This is a genomic window from Streptomyces sp. SLBN-31 (assembly GCF_006715395.1).
In the GTDB taxonomy this organism is placed as follows: Bacteria; Actinomycetota; Actinomycetes; order Streptomycetales; family Streptomycetaceae; genus Streptomyces.
The window spans coordinates 1,217,883-1,233,826 of sequence record NZ_VFNC01000001.1; the positions used below are offsets into that span (position 1 = coordinate 1,217,883).

Genomic DNA, 15,944 nt, shown 5'->3' on the forward strand with positions numbered 1-15,944 from the left:
GTACGCCCATGAAGTAGCGACGGTCCGGACGCACCCGGACCTAAAAGGAGCGAAGTGGCTAAGGTCCGGGTATACGAACTCGCCAAGGAGTTCGGGGTTGAGAGCAAGGTCGTCATGGCCAAGCTCCAGGAACTCGGTGAATTCGTCCGTTCGGCGTCTTCGACCATCGAAGCGCCCGTCGTCCGTAAACTGACGGACGCCCTCCAGCAGGGCAACGGAGGCGGCAAGTCCGCCCCCGCACGCAAGGCCGCCCCGGCTCGTCCGGCGGCCCCCTCTCCCGCGCAGGCAGCCCGTCCGGCCGCCCCGCGTCCGCCGGCCCCCAAGCCGGCCGCCGCCGAGAGGCCCGCGGCTCCCGCCGCGCCGGCCGCTCCCGGCCCCCGTCCCACCCCGGGCCCGAAGCCCGCGCCGCGGCCCGCCCCGGCGTCCCCGGCTCCGACGACGCCCGAGTTCACGGCCCCGCCGGCGGCTCCGGCCGCTCCGGCCCAGGGTTCCGGTTCCGGCCCGCGTCCCGGCGCTCCGCGTCCGGGTGCCCAGGCTCCCCGTCCGGGCGCCCCGCGTCCGGGTGGTCCCGGTCAGGGCGGCCAGGGCCGCGGTGACCGCGGCGACCGTCCCGGCGCCCCGCGTCCGGGTGGCCAGGCGCCGCGTCCCGGCGCCCGTCCGGCCGGTCCCCGTCCGGGCAACAACCCCTTCACCTCCGGCGGCTCCACCGGCATGGCGCGCCCGCAGGCGCCCCGTCCGGGCGGTGCCCCGCGTCCCGGCGGCCCGGGTGGCCCCGGTGCTCCCGGCGGCGCCCCGCGGCCGCAGGGTCAGGGCGGTCCGCGTCCCCAGGGCGCCGCGGGCGGTCCCCGTCCGCAGTCTCCGGGCGGTCCGCGTCCCACCCCGGGCGGCATGCCCCGTCCGCAGGGCGGTCCCCGTCCCGGCGGCGGCCCCGGCGGCCCGCGTCCCAACCCCGGCATGATGCCGCAGCGTCCCGCTGCCGGCCCCCGCCCCGGTGGCGGCGGTCCCGGCGGTCGTGGTCCCGGCGGCGGCGGTCGCCCCGGTGGCGGCGGCGGTCGTCCGGGCGGCGGCGGCTTCGCCGGTCGTCCCGGCGGCGGTGGCGGCGGCTTCGCCGGTCGTCCCGGCGGTCCCGGTGGCGGTGGCGGCGGTTTCGCCGGGCGTCCCGGTGGTCCCGGTGCGGGCGGCGGCGGTCGTCCCGGCTTCGGCGGTCGTCCCGGTGGTCCGGGCGGTCGTGGTGGCACGCAGGGCGCCTTCGGTCGTCCCGGCGGTCCCGCGCGCCGTGGCCGCAAGTCGAAGCGGCAGCGGCGCCAGGAGTACGAGGCCATGCAGGCCCCGTCGGTCGGCGGCGTGATGCTGCCTCGCGGCAACGGCGAGTCCATTCGCCTGTCGCGCGGTGCCTCCCTCACCGACTTCGCGGAGAAGATCAACGCCAACCCGGCGTCGCTCGTCGCGGTGATGATGAACCTCGGCGAGATGGTCACGGCCACGCAGTCCGTCTCCGACGAGACGCTGCAGCTCCTCGCCGACGAGATGAACTACACGGTTCAGATCGTCAGCCCCGAGGAGGAGGACCGCGAGCTGCTCGAGTCCTTCGACATCGAGTTCGGCGAGGACGAGGGCGACGAGGAGGACCTGGTGGTCCGTCCGCCGGTCGTCACCGTCATGGGTCACGTCGACCACGGTAAGACCCGACTGCTCGACGCCATCCGCAAGACGAACGTCATCGCGGGCGAGGCCGGCGGCATCACCCAGCACATCGGTGCCTACCAGGTCGCCACCCAGGTCAACGACGAAGAGCGCAAGATCACCTTCATCGACACCCCGGGTCACGAGGCGTTCACCGCCATGCGTGCCCGTGGTGCGAAGTCGACCGACATCGCGATCCTGGTCGTCGCGGCCAACGACGGCGTCATGCCGCAGACGGTCGAGGCGCTCAACCACGCCAAGGCGGCCGACGTCCCGATCGTCGTCGCGGTCAACAAGATCGACGTCGAGGGCGCCGACCCGACCAAGGTGCGCGGTCAGCTCACCGAGTACGGGCTGGTGGCCGAGGAGTACGGCGGCGACACGATGTTCGTCGACATCTCCGCCAAGCAGGGTCTGCACATCGACTCCCTGCTGGAGGCCGTGATCCTCACGGCCGACGCCTCGCTCGACCTGCGGGCCAACCCGAACCAGGACGCGCAGGGCATCAGCATCGAGTCCCGTCTCGACCGCGGCCGCGGTGCCGTGGCGACGGTCCTCGTCCAGCGAGGCACCCTGCGGGTCGGCGACACGATGGTCGTGGGCGACGCCTACGGCCGCGTGCGGGCCATGCTCGACGACAACGGCAACAACGTCGCCGAGGCCGGACCCGCGACGCCGGTCCAGGTCCTGGGCCTGACCAACGTCCCGGGCGCGGGCGACAACTTCCTGGTGGTCGACGAGGACCGTACGGCCCGTCAGATCGCCGAGAAGCGCGCCGCCCGTGAGCGCAACGCCGCGTTCGCCAAGCGCACGCGCCGTGTCTCCCTCGAGGACCTGGACAAGGTGCTCAAGGCCGGCGAGGTCCAGCAGCTCAACCTCATCATCAAGGGTGACGCTTCCGGTTCCGTCGAGGCGCTCGAGTCGTCCCTGCTCCAGCTGGACGTCGGCGAAGAGGTCGACATCCGCGTCCTGCACCGCGGCGTCGGTGCGGTCACGGAGTCGGACATCGACCTGGCGATGGGCTCGGACGCCATCGTGATCGGCTTCAACGTCCGCGCGGCCGGCCGCGCGGCGCAGATGGCCGAGCGCGAGGGCGTGGACGTCCGGTACTACTCGGTCATCTACCAGGCGATCGAGGAGATCGAGGCGGCCCTCAAGGGCATGCTCAAGCCGGAGTACGAGGAGGTCGAGCTCGGCACGGCGGAGATCCGCGAGGTCTTCCGTTCCTCCAAGCTGGGCAACATCGCGGGTGTGCTCATCCGCTCCGGCGAGGTCCGCCGCAACACCAAGGCGCGCCTCATCCGCGACGGCAAGGTCATCGCGGAGAACCTCAACATCGAGGGTCTGCGTCGCTTCAAGGACGACGTCACCGAGATCCGCGAAGGGTTCGAGGGCGGTATCAACCTCGGCAACTTCAACGACATCAAGGTCGACGACGTCATCGCGACGTACGAGATGCGCGAGAAGCCGCGCGGCTGATCCAGCACGCGGTCGGGGCCGGTCGGCGGGGAAGTTCCCTCAAGGAATTTCCGTCGATCGGCCCCGGCCGTTGCGTGTACGGTTCCCGTATCGGCGTCGAAGCGTGGCGCCCGTACCCCGAACCGGCGGGACATCCGGACACACATGTATGTGGGGACTCTGTCCTTCGACCTGCTCCTCGGTGACGTCCGCTCGCTGAAGGAGAAACGCTCTCTCGTCCGTCCGATCGTGGCCGAGCTCCAGCGCAAGTACGCGGTGAGCGCGGCGGAGACGGGCAACCAGAACCTCCACCGCAGGGCCGAGATCGGGCTGGCGGTGGTCTCCGGGGACACGGGACACCTCAGCGACGTACTCGACCGCTGCGAGCGGCTGGTCGCGGCGCGGCCCGAGGTGGAACTGCTCTCGGTTCGACGCAGGCTCCACAGCGACGAAGACTGAAGCAAGCAGCAAGAAGTTACTAAGGAGACGGACCAGTGGCCGACAACGCGCGTGCCAAGAGGCTGGCGGACCTCATCCGAGAGGTGGTGGCCCAGAAGCTGCAGCGCGGGATCAAGGACCCGCGGCTCGGCTCCCACGTCACCATCACGGACACCCGTGTCACCGGGGACCTGCGGGAGGCGACCGTCTTCTACACCGTCTACGGCGACGACGAGGAGCGGGCCGCCGCGGCCGCCGGTCTGGAGAGCGCCAAGGGCGTGCTCCGCTCCGCGGTCGGCGCGGCGGCCGGCGTGAAGTTCACGCCGACGCTGGCCTTCGTGGCCGACGCCCTGCCGGACAACGCCCGCACCATCGAGGACCTCCTCGACAAGGCGCGCCAGTCCGACGCGAAGGTGCGCGAGGTCTCGGCGGGTGCCGCCTACGCCGGTGAGGCGGACCCGTACAAGAAGCCGGGTGAGGACGAGGACGACACCGCCGAATGACGCAGAAGACCATCACGCCCGACGGGCTTGTCATCGTCGACAAGCCGTCGGGCTTCACTTCGCACGACGTCGTCGCCAAGATGCGCGGCATCGCGAAGACGCGCCGCGTCGGACACGCGGGCACCCTCGACCCCATGGCGACGGGCGTGCTCGTGCTGGGCGTGGAGAAGGCGACCAAGCTGCTGGGCCATCTGGCGCTCACCGAGAAGGAGTACCTGGGCACGATCCGCCTCGGGCAGACGACGGTCACCGACGACGCGGAGGGCGGGATCACGGGGTCGCAAGACGCCTCGAAGGTCGCCCGGGACGCGATCGACGCCGGGATCGCCAAGCTCACCGGCGAGATCATGCAGGTGCCGTCCAAGGTCAGCGCCATCAAGATCGACGGCGTGCGGTCGTACAAGCGGGCCCGTGAGGGCGAGGAGTTCGAGATTCCCGCCCGCCCGGTCACCGTCTCCTCCTTCGCGGTGTACGACGTCCGGGACGCGGTCGCCGAGGACGGCACCCCCGTCGTCGACCTGGTCGTCTCGGTCGTCTGCTCCTCCGGCACCTACATCCGGGCGCTCGCCCGCGACCTGGGTGCCGACCTCGGCGTCGGCGGCCACCTGACCGCCCTGCGCCGCACCCGTGTCGGCCCGTACAAGCTGGACGCGGCGAGGACGCTGGAGCAGCTCCAGCAGGAGCTCACCGTCATGCCCATCGCCGAGGCGGCCGCGGCCGCCTTCCCCCGCTGGGACGTCGACGCCAAGCGGGCCCGCCTGCTGACGAACGGCGTACGCCTCGACATGCCCGACGAGTACGCGTCGGCGGGAACGGTCGCCGTCTTCGACCCCGAGGGCCGCTTCCTCGCGCTCGTGGAGGCGCACAGGGGCAAGGCCAAGAGCCTGGCCGTCTTCGGCTGACCGGGGAGACCGGGAGACCGGGAGACCGGGAGACCGGGAGACCGGGAGTCTGCCCGTGGAGCGGCGATCACGGGGTTGTGCCGCCGCTCCACGGTCCCCCCTCGGTTCCCCCACCCCTAGGGTGTATCCACCGACCCGCCACTGTTCACCCGTGCGGGCGGGCGCTCGGAGTGAAGCGGGGGAGCGGAAGGGGGCGCGTTCACCACGCCATCTGTCCCGCCGATCACCGCACGCCTACCGTCGAAGTCAGGGCACGGATGTACGGCGCAGGTGTACGGCGGGAGGTTCGCCATGGCGGCAGGGGGCCCGCGGGGCGGAGGCGTAGGCCGGGCGACGGCGAACGGGCCGACGGCTCCCGGAACACCGCGGGACGAGCCCGCCGAGGACGTTCTCGTCCGCATCCACGACCTCGCCGGGCGCCCCCGCGGCATCGGCTTCGTGGCCGACCACCACGGCACGGTGATCACAAGCCACGAGGCGGTCGACGGACTGCCCAGGCTGGTGCTGCGCGCCGACGGCGACCGCAGCTGCCTGGTCACCGCGGAGGCCGTGACGGCGCTGCCGGACCTGGACCTGGCCCTCGTACGCACCGAGGGTCTCGGCGTGGAGCCGCTGCCGGTCACCACCCGCGACCGCGTCGAGACCGGCACCTACGTGCGGCTGGCGGCCGGCTGCTGGCGCGAGGCGCGCGTCCTGGCCGCGACCTCCGTCACCTACGCGGCGACAGACCGCTTCCGCGCCCTCGGCGACGCCCTGGAACTCGCCATCGGCACGGCAGGGCAGGACGCGCTGCGGCTCGGCGGCGGCGCGGCCGGCGGCCCGGTGCTCGACGCCGGCACCGGCGCGGTCGTCGGCGTCCTCGGCACGGCCCTGCAGAACGGCCACCGCGCCACCGGCTTCGCCGTCCCCCTGCGCCCGGCACCGCCCGGGCCCCTGGCCGACCTCCTCGCCGCGAACACGGCCACGGTCCCCGCCTACGGAGCCGACCTCAACCTCGCCGGGGTCCTGGAACTGACGGCCACCTCGGTGGCGCAGGACGGGCCGCCGGGGACGCTCGGCCACGTCCGGGAGACGGCGGTGGTGTCGCCGGTCGAACGCGTCGAGACGGTACGGCAGTTCACCCGCTTCACCCGGGCGGACGCCCCGACCGCCGTACTGGGCCTGGTCGGCGCACCGGGCAGCGGCCGTACGACGGAACTCGCCGCCCTCGCCGCCCGGCGCAACCGCGGCACCGAACCGGCCCCCACGCTGTGGCTGCGCGGCGCCGACCTGCGGGACGACGACACATCGGTCGCGGACGCCGCACGCCGGGCGCTGACCCGCGCCGCACGCATCGTCGCCGCATCCCGGTCCGCCGCCGTGCCGGACCTCGGCGACCTCGGCCCGGAACGCCTGGCCCGCATCGCCGACGCCGCCGGCCGCCCCCTGCTGCTCCTCCTCGACGGCCCCGAGGAAATGCCCCCGATCCTGGCCCACCGCCTGCCGCAGTGGACGGAGGGCACGGCAGCCTGGCTGCGGACCACGGGCGCACGCCTGGTGGTGGCATGCCGACAGGAGTACTGGGAACGGGCCGGCGCGGACTTCCCACGGGAGCTGCTGTACGACCCGAGTGGGTGGGCGGACCCGGCTGCGGGCGGCGCAGGGTCCCGGGGAGCGACGGGTCCGGCCGGGTCTTCGGGAGTGGCCGGTTCGGCTGTTGGGGGCGGCGCTTCGGGAGTGGCCGGTTCGGCTGTTGGGGGCGGCGGGCGTTCGGACGTGGGCGGTGCGGGGCGTGGTGGCGTCGAGTCCTGGGACGCGGGGGAGCCGCCCTGTGTGCGGCTCGGGGATCTTCGGGAGGGCGAGGCCCGTACGGCCCGCGGACTCTATCGCGTGCCCGAGGGCACCCTCGTGGGGGCGGACGCCCGGCATCCCCTCGCCCTCCGGCTGCTCTCCGAGGTTCTCGCCGCCCTGCCCGACGGCCCCGGCGCCCGCGTGGACCGCGACGACGTCTTCTCCGCCCACCTCGACCTCATGTGCCTGCGCATCGCCGTCCGGCTGGCCGCCGGAAACGGCCTGCGCGGCACGGCCGTACGCCGTCTCGCGGCCAAGGTCTGCGGACAGGTCCACGAGGCCGCCCGGCGCAGCCTGGGCCCCGGCCAGGGCGAGCTGGACCGGGCGGCGTTCGAGGAGACCTTCCCCTGGGGCCAGGCCCCGGCACGGCTCGGCGGCGGCACCGGCTGGGCCTCCGCCGTCCTCACCGAAGGCCTCCTCGTCCCCGCCGGCACCGGCTACCGCTTCGCCCACGAGGAGTTCGCCGACTGGATCCAGGGCATGCACCTCGACCTGGACGAGGCCCTGCGCGCGCTGGTCCACCGCCCGGCCACCCCCGCCCACCCCGTCCCCGTGCCGCACCACCGCATCGGCCCCGTCGTACAGGCCCTGCTCATGCTGGCCCGGGACCACGGCACCCGCCGACTCGCCCTCCGCCTCGAGGAGTTGGCCCGCGCCCTGCGCGACGATCCGGACTCCTGGTGGGCCGCCCGTCTGCTCACCGAGACCCTGCTGCGGGTACCGGACGCGACGCCGTATCTCGGCGTACTGCGACAACTGGCCGACAATCCCATGGCATCGACGAGCACCGGGCGGGGTGCCCTCGGCCCCGCCTTCTGGACCGACCTGCCCCTCCCCGCGCCCGAACGCCTCGACCTCCTGCGCCGGCTCCTGCCCGCCGACGGCCCCCCGCAGGACCCGGCGGCGGCCCCCGCACCCCGCTTCCTCGACGCCGCCTCCCGTCTCCTCGCCGCCGGCCCCACCGTCGTACAACCGCTCCTCACCCGCTGGTTCGACGACGACCGGCCGCTCCCGGCGACCCCGCACGCGACCGTCGCGAAGGCCGCGCAGGCGCTGCTGCACACCCATCGGCACCTCGCCCTGGACGACCTGACCGAGGTGCTCGTCGACTGCGCGCACCGGCGGGCCGACGAACTGCTCGCGGTGCTCGCCGAGGACGAGCCGTCGGCCGTCTGCCGGGCCGTCGGCCGTTGGACACACGACGAGCGGCCGGCCCGGCGGGTGGCGGCGGTCGCGTACGGGCTGCGGGCCGCGCCCCACGTCCGTACGGAGGCCGATCGCGAACTGCTGCGCCACGCGGCCCTCGCCCTGCTCGCCCGCCCCACCGACGCCACCCTGCACGGCGGCGCGCTCGCCCTTCTCGTACGCGACCCCCGCACGCGCGCCCGCCATCTCCCGCAGGCGCTGGGGCACTTCGCGGCCGGTGACCCGCACTTCCCGCCGAGCGCCCTGGTCGCCGCCCTGACCACGCATCCGGAACAGGTCCTGGACGCCTTCCGCCGGCGGCTGCGCGGGCGTGGTGACGCCGCAGACGCGCTGCGCACGCTCGCCGACGTCACCACGCCCCCGCTGGCCCGCCGCGTCGCCGTCCTGGTCCGCGAGGCCGTCGAGCGGCGTCCGGAGACCGCGGACGACGTCGCCGCGTACGTCGACCGGCGCCTGGACCAGGGGCCCGAGGCGCGCGCCGTACTGCTGCCGCTGGTCACCGGCCTCCTCGACGGCGGCCCGGAGGAGGTACGGGCCGCGCTCGCCGCCGTACTCGTCGCGCCGGGCACCCCCGCCTCCCGCCCGCTGCGCCGCGAGCTCCTCGACTTCCTCCTCGCCCACGAACACGCCCCGGCCGTCCTGGACGCCCTGCTGCGCGCCACCGCCCGCTCCGACGGCGAAGAGGTCCGCGAGCTCGTCCACCGCACCGGCCTGCTGCTCGTCCGCACCCCGGACGGCGCGGCCCGCTTCGACCGCGGCCTGGTGGACCTGGGCCGCCAGGTGCCCGGCTTCGCGGCCCGGATGGCCGGGTGGCTCAACGACACCCCGCAGGCCTGGGCGGCGGTGGTGGGCCCCAGCACCCGCCGGATGATCGAGAACCTGGCGGGCGTCCGCGTCCCCGCCTGAACCGCTCCCACCACGTGCGTCGGGTCACAGCCCCCATGCCGATGCAGGCGAGGTCGGCCCGGCATGGCACCCTTAGACCTGCGTAAGAGGTCGGTACACACGGACACGGGTTCGAGGAGCGGTCACAGTGCAGCGCTGGCGTGGCTTGGAGGACATCCCCGAGGACTGGGGGCGCAGCGTCGTCACCATCGGTTCCTACGACGGGGTGCACCGCGGGCACCAGCTGATCATCCGGCATGCCGTGGACCGCGCCCGCGAGCTGGGCGTCCCCTCCGTCGTCGTCACCTTCGACCCGCACCCCAGCGAGGTCGTCCGACCCGGCAGCCACCCGCCCCTGCTCGCAGCCCACCACCGCCGCGCGGAGCTGATGGCGGACCTGGGCGTGGACGCGGTCCTGATCCTGCCCTTCACCAAGGAGTTCTCGAAGCTGTCGCCGGCCGACTTCGTCGTCAAGGTCCTGGTCGACAAGCTGCACGCCAAGGCGGTCGTCGAGGGCCCCAACTTCCGCTTCGGCCACAAGGCCGCCGGAAACGTCGAGTTCCTCGTCGAGCAGGGCCGGGTGTACGACTTCGAGGTCGAGGTCGTCGACCTGTACGTCACCGGCGAGGCGGGCGGCGGCGAGCCGTTCTCCTCCACCCTCACCCGGCGGCTGATCGCCGAGGGCGACGTCCAGGGCGCCGCCGAGATCCTCGGCCGGCCGCACCGCGTGGAGGGCGTCGTCGTCCGCGGCGCGCAGCGGGGCCGGGAACTCGGCTTCCCGACCGCCAACGTCGAGACGCTGCCCCACACCGCCGTACCCGCCGACGGCGTCTACGCCGGCTGGCTGCACGTGAACGGCGAGGCGATGCCGGCCGCGATCTCCGTCGGCACGAACCCGCAGTTCGACGGCACGGAGCGCACGGTGGAGGCGTACGCGATCGACCGCGTCGGGCTCGACCTGTACGGGCTGCACGTGGCGGTGGACTTCCTGGCCTTCGTGCGCGGGCAGGCGAAGTTCGAGTCCCTCGAGGGTCTGCTGGAGCAGATGGCCGAGGACGTGAAGCGCTGCCGCGAGCTGGTGGCCGCCGCCGAGCAGCCGTAGCCGCGGCCCTTGTTACGACGGCCCTTGTCAAGACGGCCCCTGTTACGACGACGAAGGGCGGCCGGTGCCTCAAGGCACCGGCCGCCCTTCGTCGTCGTAGGGACTACTGCTGCGTCCAGCCCGGCGGTACGGCACCGGGCTGACCCTGCTGCGGGTCCTGCGGCGGCGGCGCCGGCTGCTGCTGCTGCCAGCCCTGGCCCGGTGCGGGTTGCTGCGGGGGCTGACCCCAGCCCTGACCCGGCTGGGGCTGCCCGGGCTGTCCGTAGAGCTCCTGCTGGGGGTGCTGGGGGTGCTGCTGCGGGGCCGGGTAGCCCTGCTGCGGCTGCTGGTACTGCATGTTGGGGTTGCCGAAGCCCTGCTGCGTACGGGCGATGTCCTCGGCGATCAGCGCCGCGAGGTCGAAGTAGGCCTCGCGGGTCTTGGGCCGCATCATGTCGAGGTCGACCTCGGCGCCCGCCGCGAGGTGCTCGTCGAAGGGGATCACGACGACACCGCGGCAGCGTGTCTCGAAGTGCGCGACGATGTCCTCCACCTTGATCATCTTGCCGGTCTCGCGGACACCGGAGATGACGGTGACCGACCGCTGGACGAGGTCGGCGAAGCCGTTCGCCGACAGCCAGTCGAGCGTGGTCGAGGCGCTGCTCGCGCCGTCCACCGACGGGGTGGAGATGATGATCAGCTGGTCGGCCAGGTCGAGGACCCCGCGCATCGCGCTGTAGAGCAGACCGGTACCCGAGTCGGTGAGGATGATCGGGTACTGCTTGCCCAGCACGTCCAGCGCGGACCGGTAGTCCTGGTCGTTGAACGTCGTGGAGACCGCGGGGTCCACGTCGTTGGCGATGATCTCCAGACCCGAGGGCGCCTGCGAGGTGAAGCGGCGGATGTCCATGTAGCTGTTGAGCTGCGGGATCGCCTGCACCAGGTCACGGATGGTGGCTCCCGTCTCGCGCCGCACCCGGCGGCCGAGGGTGCCGGCGTCCGGGTTGGCGTCGATCGCCAGGATCTTGTCCTGCCGCTCGGTGGCGAGCGTCGCGCCCAACGACATGGTCGTCGTGGTCTTGCCGACACCGCCCTTGAGGCTGATGACCGCGATCCGGTAGCAGGACATCACCGGCGTACGGATCAGCCCGAGCTTCCGCTCCCGCTCGGCCTGCTCCTTCTTGGCACCGAGCTTGAAGCGCGACGGGCCCTGATTGTTCTTGCGGGCCTTCGGCTGGTTGCGCAGCAGCCGGTCCGAGGAGAGCTCGACGGCGGCGTTGTAGCCGAGCGGCGTGCCGGGCGCGGCCTGCTGCTGCGGGGGCGCACCGGGACCGGCCTGCGGACCCGGAGGAGCGGTCCAGCCGCCCTGGGCGGCCGGGGCGCCCTGGTTGCCGTAGGGGGTGGGGGGCTGCTGCTGGGCCTGCGGCTGGGGTTGGGGTTGGGCGGGGGGCTGCGGCGCGGGCGGCTGCGGGTGCTGGGCCTGGTCGGGCTGGGGGTATCCGTAGCCGGCGGGGGGCTGGGGCTGTGTGGGGGGTTGCGGCTGAGGCTGAGGCTGCGGCTGCTGGTGGGGCGGGTAGCCGTAGCCGGGCTGCGGAGGCTGGACGGGCTGGCCCGGCTGGCCGGGGGTTTGGGGGTAGCCGTATCCGGCGGCCGGGGGCGGCCCGGGGTGGGGCTGCGGCTGGGCCGGGTGGGGCTGGGGGGACTGGGGCGCCTGCGGTGCGTGGGGTGCCTGGGGTGTCTGGGGATAGCCGTAGCCGGCCTGCTGCGGGTGCGGGGGCTGCGGGGGCTGGGGCGCCTGCCGGGGGTCGACCGGTGCGGGCTGGCCGGGGTGCGCGGCCACCGGGCCGAAACCGCCCTGCGCGGGCGGCTGTTGGGCGGGCTGGCCGAACTGGCCGGGCTGGCCGGGGGCCTGGGGGTAGCCGTATCCGGCCGGGGGCTGGGGCCGGCCCGGCGGCTGGCCCTGCTGGGGCTGGGCGTGCTGGACGGGCGGCTGTCCCGGATGCGGCTGTCCCGGCTGGGGTGCCTGCTGCGGATAGCCGTAGGGGCCCGCCTGCGGGTCCGGGTGGCCGGGCTGCTGCGCGGCGGCGGCCTGGGCCGGGTCCGCGGGGACGAAGCCCTGTGGCAGCGGCGGCAGTCCGGGGGCACCCTGCGGCGGTACGGGGGGCTGCCCGGCCGGGTGGGTGGCCTGCGGCGGCTCGGCCGGCACCTGGGCGGAGGGCGCGGGGGGCGCGGACGCCGGCTCCGGCTCGGCGTCCGGCTGCGCGGGGGAGCCGGCGCCGGAAGTGTCCTGGGCGGACTCGTCGTCCTGGGCGGTGGTCGGGGAGTGCGGCTCGCTCTCGTCTACGGAGGTCTCCTCCGGCTCCTCGTCGTCGCCCCCGCCGAAGAGGCGGGCCGCCTCTTCGGCGGCGGCGACGTGGTTGAGCTCCGGCTCCTCGGGCTCCTCGGGCTGCTCGGGGTGCTCGGGGGTGGCCGTCGGGACGCCGGCCGCCGGGGTGGCCGTGGTGGGCGCGCTCGACGGGGTCTCCTCGTCGACCGGGCGCAGCACGGGGAAGCCGGGCGCGGCGGAGGGCTGGGCGGGCGCCTGCTGCGGGGTCGCGGGCGGGGCGGCGGCCGCCTGCTGCTGGGGTGCGGCGGGCTGCTGGGCCGGGGCCTGCTGCTGGGGAGCGGGTGTCGGCGCGGGCGCGGGCGCGGGGGCGGGCGGCGTGGCTGCCGGTGCGACGGGCTGGGCGGGCGGCTGCGCGGGGGGCTGCGCCTGGGGTGCGCCGAAGCCGCCGGACGTGTCCTGGCCCGGCTGCGGTGCGGCGGCCGTCGGCTGCTGCGGGTAGCCGTACCCGCCGGGCGCCGCGGGTGCGGTGCCCGGAGCTGCCTGCTGCGGGTAGCCGTAGCCCTCCGGAGCCGCGCCCTGCGCCGGTGCGGGCGGCGCCGGGGCCGGAGCCTGGGGCGCGGCGGGCGTCTGCGGCGCGGTGCCCGGAGGCCCGGTGGGCGATCCGATGGGCGGACCGGTCGGCGGTGGTGGTGAGTTCTGGCCGGAGTCCTGCTGTCCATCGCCCGTGCCACCGGTGCTCTGTGCGTACCAGGCGGGAGGCGTGTAGACGATTTCGAACTCGCCGGTGAGATCCACCTCGTGATCGTCCCCGTCCGAGGAAGGGCTCCCGCCGTTGTACTCGGACCGATCCCTGTTCACTGCTTGCCTCCTGGTCAGCCACTGCTGCTGAGCTGGTCGTCGTCGCGGCCGGGCGGACCGAGTGGCGAGTCCCACGCGACTGCGATCGTCACCGCACCACCAGAAGCCTAATCACTCGCTTGGCGGGACGGAAAAGCCCCCATGGGCCCGGACGCCCAAGCACAGCAGGACCGGACGGCCGAGCCCCGCGGGCCCCGGACGGCCGAGCCCCGCGGGCTCGGACGGCCCCGGACGGCGAAGTTCCGCGTGCAGGGGCGGACGAGCCTCGCGGGCGCGGACGGAGGGTCCTGACGAACCGCTCCCGGGGACCGTACGAAATGCCCCGTGGGCGCGGCTCGTTCGAGCACCGCCCCCGCGCCCACGGACGACGACACGTCAGTCCATACGGCGGGCCACGCCGAGCAGCCCCGTCTCCGCGTCGGTGGGTTCGGTCATGACGAACTTCTGATGCTTGCGAGTGCACCACATGGCGACGCCGTCGTGAAGGGTCGGCAGGTGCTGGAGTTGCTCCTCGGGAATGCCCAACGTGTCGCGCACGACCTCCGTCTCGAACGGCGAGATGCGCTGAACACCGACGAGATGGGCCTGGGCCAGCCAGCGCGGCGCGTGCTCGCTGACGAAGGGCAGCACCGTCACAACGGCCTGCCACGGCACGGACGTCACCCGTCCGCGCGGCGGACGAATGCCGCAGTCCCGGATCAACACCACAGGACTGGACACCGACGGTCCCTGCGCGGGCACCCGGCCCACCGGATACACCGTCACGCACTGCTGGCCGCCGCCCGCCGCCTGCGCCAACTGCTGCCAGGCCTGCGGGCGTCCGGTCTCGACACCCACGCGCGCGCCCGTCGCGGCGGCGCGCAGCGCCAGCACCTGGGCGAGCCACAGACCGCCCACGAGGACGACGTCGAACGGGGTCGGCCGGGACAGGCCGAGCACGGCCGGCTGCCCCTCCGCGTCGGCGCCGATGAGCACACCGTCGTCACCGATCGGCATGCTGATCGCCGCGAGCTCCTCGGCGGCGACGACATGACGGTTGCGGCGCGGCCCGCGCAGCCCAAACCCCGGGCTGGCGATGCGCCGTTGCTGCTGCGGGGGCTCGGGCTGCCGGATGATCGGGATCATGCCGGTGTCGGTGGGCGAGGCCACGTGGGCGGGCGTACGGCCGGCGGCGCGGCCCTGCTGTCCCTGAGTCATCGCCGGAGTGGGCTGGGACATCAGTAGGTACCTCCGAGCGGCAGAGTCGCGAGGGCCCCGGGCACCTGCTCCCGGTCGAGACGGACGAGACCGACCTTGGCGGTGCTCGCGGCCCGCTCCAACTCCCGTCCCACCTGGCCGAGTTCGTCGTCGCCGCGGGCGGTCACCCGAATGTGTCCGGCGAGCGAGACACCGCGGTTGCCGGCCTTGCTCAGGGTCATGCTGAACGTCGTGGCGAGCACCGGCAGCGAGGTGAGCCGCGTGACCAGCTCGGGCAGCGACACCCCGCCGTTGCCCAACTGCGGCCAGCGGGACACCCAGTAGGTGGTGTGCCAGCGGTCGTCGACCCGCCAGGTCTTCACCGCCTCGACCGTACGGCGCTGGCTCCGCCCGTCCTGGGCGGCGTGCTGCTGGCTGGCGCGCGGGTTGAGGCAGCTGGACGTCGCCAACGCCTGCACCAGCTCGGTCTCGTCGAGGATGGTCGCCTTGAAGCCGGCGCCGGCCAGCCGGCTCGACAGCTGGTCGGCCACCCGCAGCAGCGCCCTCTGCGCCCCGGGAACACCGTCCCCGCGCGCCTGCACCGCCTCCGGGCACAGCTCGGGATCGAGCTTGAGGGCGACCCAGGTCAGGCGCAGTGCGGGCGAACCGACTTGGGCCTGCAGGGGGCCGTACGACCGTGCGGCGAGCGACTGTTGGGGCAGGTGCGGGGCGGGCGCCGGCTGGGTGTGCTGCACGACCTGCGCGGAGGCGAGCCGGATGCCGTCGACCTCCAGGGCGTCCTGGACGAGTTTCAGCGGCAGTTGACGGTGGGCCGCCGCGGGGCGCAGCGGTTCGTCGGCGGGCTGCACGAACAGGACGGCCGTCAGGAAGGTCCCGTCGCCGATCATGCCGATCTGGCGGTTGTCACGGGAGACGAAGGCGTACGTCCGCAGGGCGGGGTCGCACTCCACGACCGGGGCCAGCATCGCCTCCGTGCCGGGCGGCACGGGCAGCTTGGCGTCGCGGCGGCGCTGCCGGAGGGCGCGCGTGGTCTCGTACCACTCGGGCAGGGGCCGTCGGGCCCGGCGCAGGACCGCCAGGAGCAGCAGCAGGACGGCCACCACGCCGGCCGGCACCAGCAGCCAGGACACGTCGGCGGCCCATGCGGCGAGCAGGACGGCCGCCGCGAGTTCCACCAGGATGAGCTGTTGCAGTCGTACCGGCCCCAGGCCGCCCGGCCGGGGCAGCGTGCGCGGCGACGCGGCGGCGGGCGGGGCAGCCGTCGTACGTCTGTCGCCCGGGCCCCCTTGTGGCTGCTGTGCGCGGCGTCCGCGCCGAGTGCTCGTAGCGCTGCTCATCCCCCGGGACATCCCTTTCGCGAATTCAGTGGCCGCTCGCTGGGCCCACGACAACCATGTGGGCGGCTCACGGTACCCGTTGCGCGACGGCGGGCGACACACGGGACACCGAAACCCCAGGTGGCCACCCTGTCACGGACCCGCCCCGCGTGGTGGAGCGCTGTGGTGAAGCTCTGTGAAGATGCGGGGTCGGCCGAACACCTGGTGAACCGTCCTCGCGCGGCGCAGGGCATAGTAGGT

General features: G+C 74.3%; 9 protein-coding genes. 6 read left to right on the plus strand and 3 right to left on the minus strand.

Annotated elements, in window-relative coordinates; all coding sequences use genetic code 11:
* Positions 1 to 54 precede the first annotated feature (54 nt).
* The 6 genes from infB (at position 55) to FBY22_RS05800 (ending at position 10,007) form a co-directional block, all read left to right on the plus strand.
* Positions 55 to 3,162 (plus strand): translation initiation factor IF-2, encoded by a 3,108-nt coding sequence (infB, locus tag FBY22_RS05775; protein ID WP_142142880.1) that lies wholly within the window; start codon positions 55 to 57, stop codon positions 3,160 to 3,162.
* A 144-nt stretch (positions 3,163 to 3,306) separates the two neighbouring features.
* The gene (locus tag FBY22_RS05780; RefSeq protein ID WP_142142882.1) at positions 3,307 to 3,600 is read left to right on the plus strand and encodes a DUF503 domain-containing protein; all 294 of its coding nucleotides are present in this window, start codon (positions 3,307 to 3,309) and stop codon (positions 3,598 to 3,600) included.
* 35 nt (positions 3,601 to 3,635) lie between these two features.
* On the plus strand, positions 3,636 to 4,082 hold the full coding sequence (gene rbfA, locus FBY22_RS05785; RefSeq protein ID WP_142142884.1) for a 30S ribosome-binding factor RbfA: 447 nt from the start codon (positions 3,636 to 3,638) through the stop codon (positions 4,080 to 4,082).
* Positions 4,079 to 4,984, plus strand: coding sequence for a tRNA pseudouridine(55) synthase TruB (gene truB, locus FBY22_RS05790; RefSeq protein WP_142142886.1), 906 nt, complete (start codon positions 4,079 to 4,081; stop codon positions 4,982 to 4,984). The genes rbfA and truB overlap by 4 nt, the downstream gene beginning before the upstream one ends.
* A gap of 291 nt (positions 4,985 to 5,275) precedes the next feature.
* Positions 5,276 to 8,926 (plus strand): serine protease, encoded by a 3,651-nt coding sequence (locus FBY22_RS05795; protein WP_260844717.1) that lies wholly within the window; start codon positions 5,276 to 5,278, stop codon positions 8,924 to 8,926.
* Positions 8,927 to 9,053: 127 nt separating this feature from the next.
* The gene (locus FBY22_RS05800; RefSeq protein WP_142142888.1) at positions 9,054 to 10,007 is read left to right on the plus strand and encodes a bifunctional riboflavin kinase/FAD synthetase; all 954 of its coding nucleotides are present in this window, start codon (positions 9,054 to 9,056) and stop codon (positions 10,005 to 10,007) included.
* Positions 10,008 to 10,110: 103 nt separating this feature from the next.
* On the opposite strand, the gene FBY22_RS05805 is transcribed toward FBY22_RS05800, so the two are convergent.
* From FBY22_RS05805 to eccE, 3 genes are all read right to left on the minus strand, one after another.
* Entirely contained in the window at positions 10,111 to 13,170 is a 3,060-nt protein-coding gene (locus FBY22_RS05805) for an SCO5717 family growth-regulating ATPase (protein ID WP_142142890.1), read from the minus strand.
* A gap of 375 nt (positions 13,171 to 13,545) precedes the next feature.
* Complete coding sequence (locus FBY22_RS05810) at positions 13,546 to 14,388, minus strand: hypothetical protein (RefSeq protein WP_142142892.1); 843 nt, start codon at positions 14,386 to 14,388, stop codon at positions 13,546 to 13,548.
* Positions 14,388 to 15,704, minus strand: a complete 1,317-nt coding sequence (gene eccE, locus FBY22_RS05815; protein WP_174267094.1) for a type VII secretion protein EccE — start codon at positions 15,702 to 15,704, stop codon at positions 14,388 to 14,390. Before eccE ends, FBY22_RS05810 begins: the two co-directional genes overlap by 1 nt.
* Positions 15,705 to 15,944: the final 240 nt, after the last annotated feature.

Bases quoted from the DNA above. Each gene is read 5' to 3' on its own strand.
- FBY22_RS05780 (WP_142142882.1), top strand. From the start codon at position 3,307: ATGTATGTGGGGACTCTGTCCTTCGACCTGCTCCTCGGTGACGTCCGC.
- truB (WP_142142886.1), top strand. From the start codon at position 4,079: ATGACGCAGAAGACCATCACGCCCGACGGGCTTGTCATCGTCGACAAG.
- FBY22_RS05795 (WP_260844717.1), top strand. From the start codon at position 5,276: ATGGCGGCAGGGGGCCCGCGGGGCGGAGGCGTAGGCCGGGCGACGGCG.
- FBY22_RS05810 (WP_142142892.1), bottom strand. From the start codon at position 14,388: ATGTCCCAGCCCACTCCGGCGATGACTCAGGGACAGCAGGGCCGCGCC.
- eccE (WP_174267094.1), bottom strand. From the start codon at position 15,704: ATGAGCAGCGCTACGAGCACTCGGCGCGGACGCCGCGCACAGCAGCCA.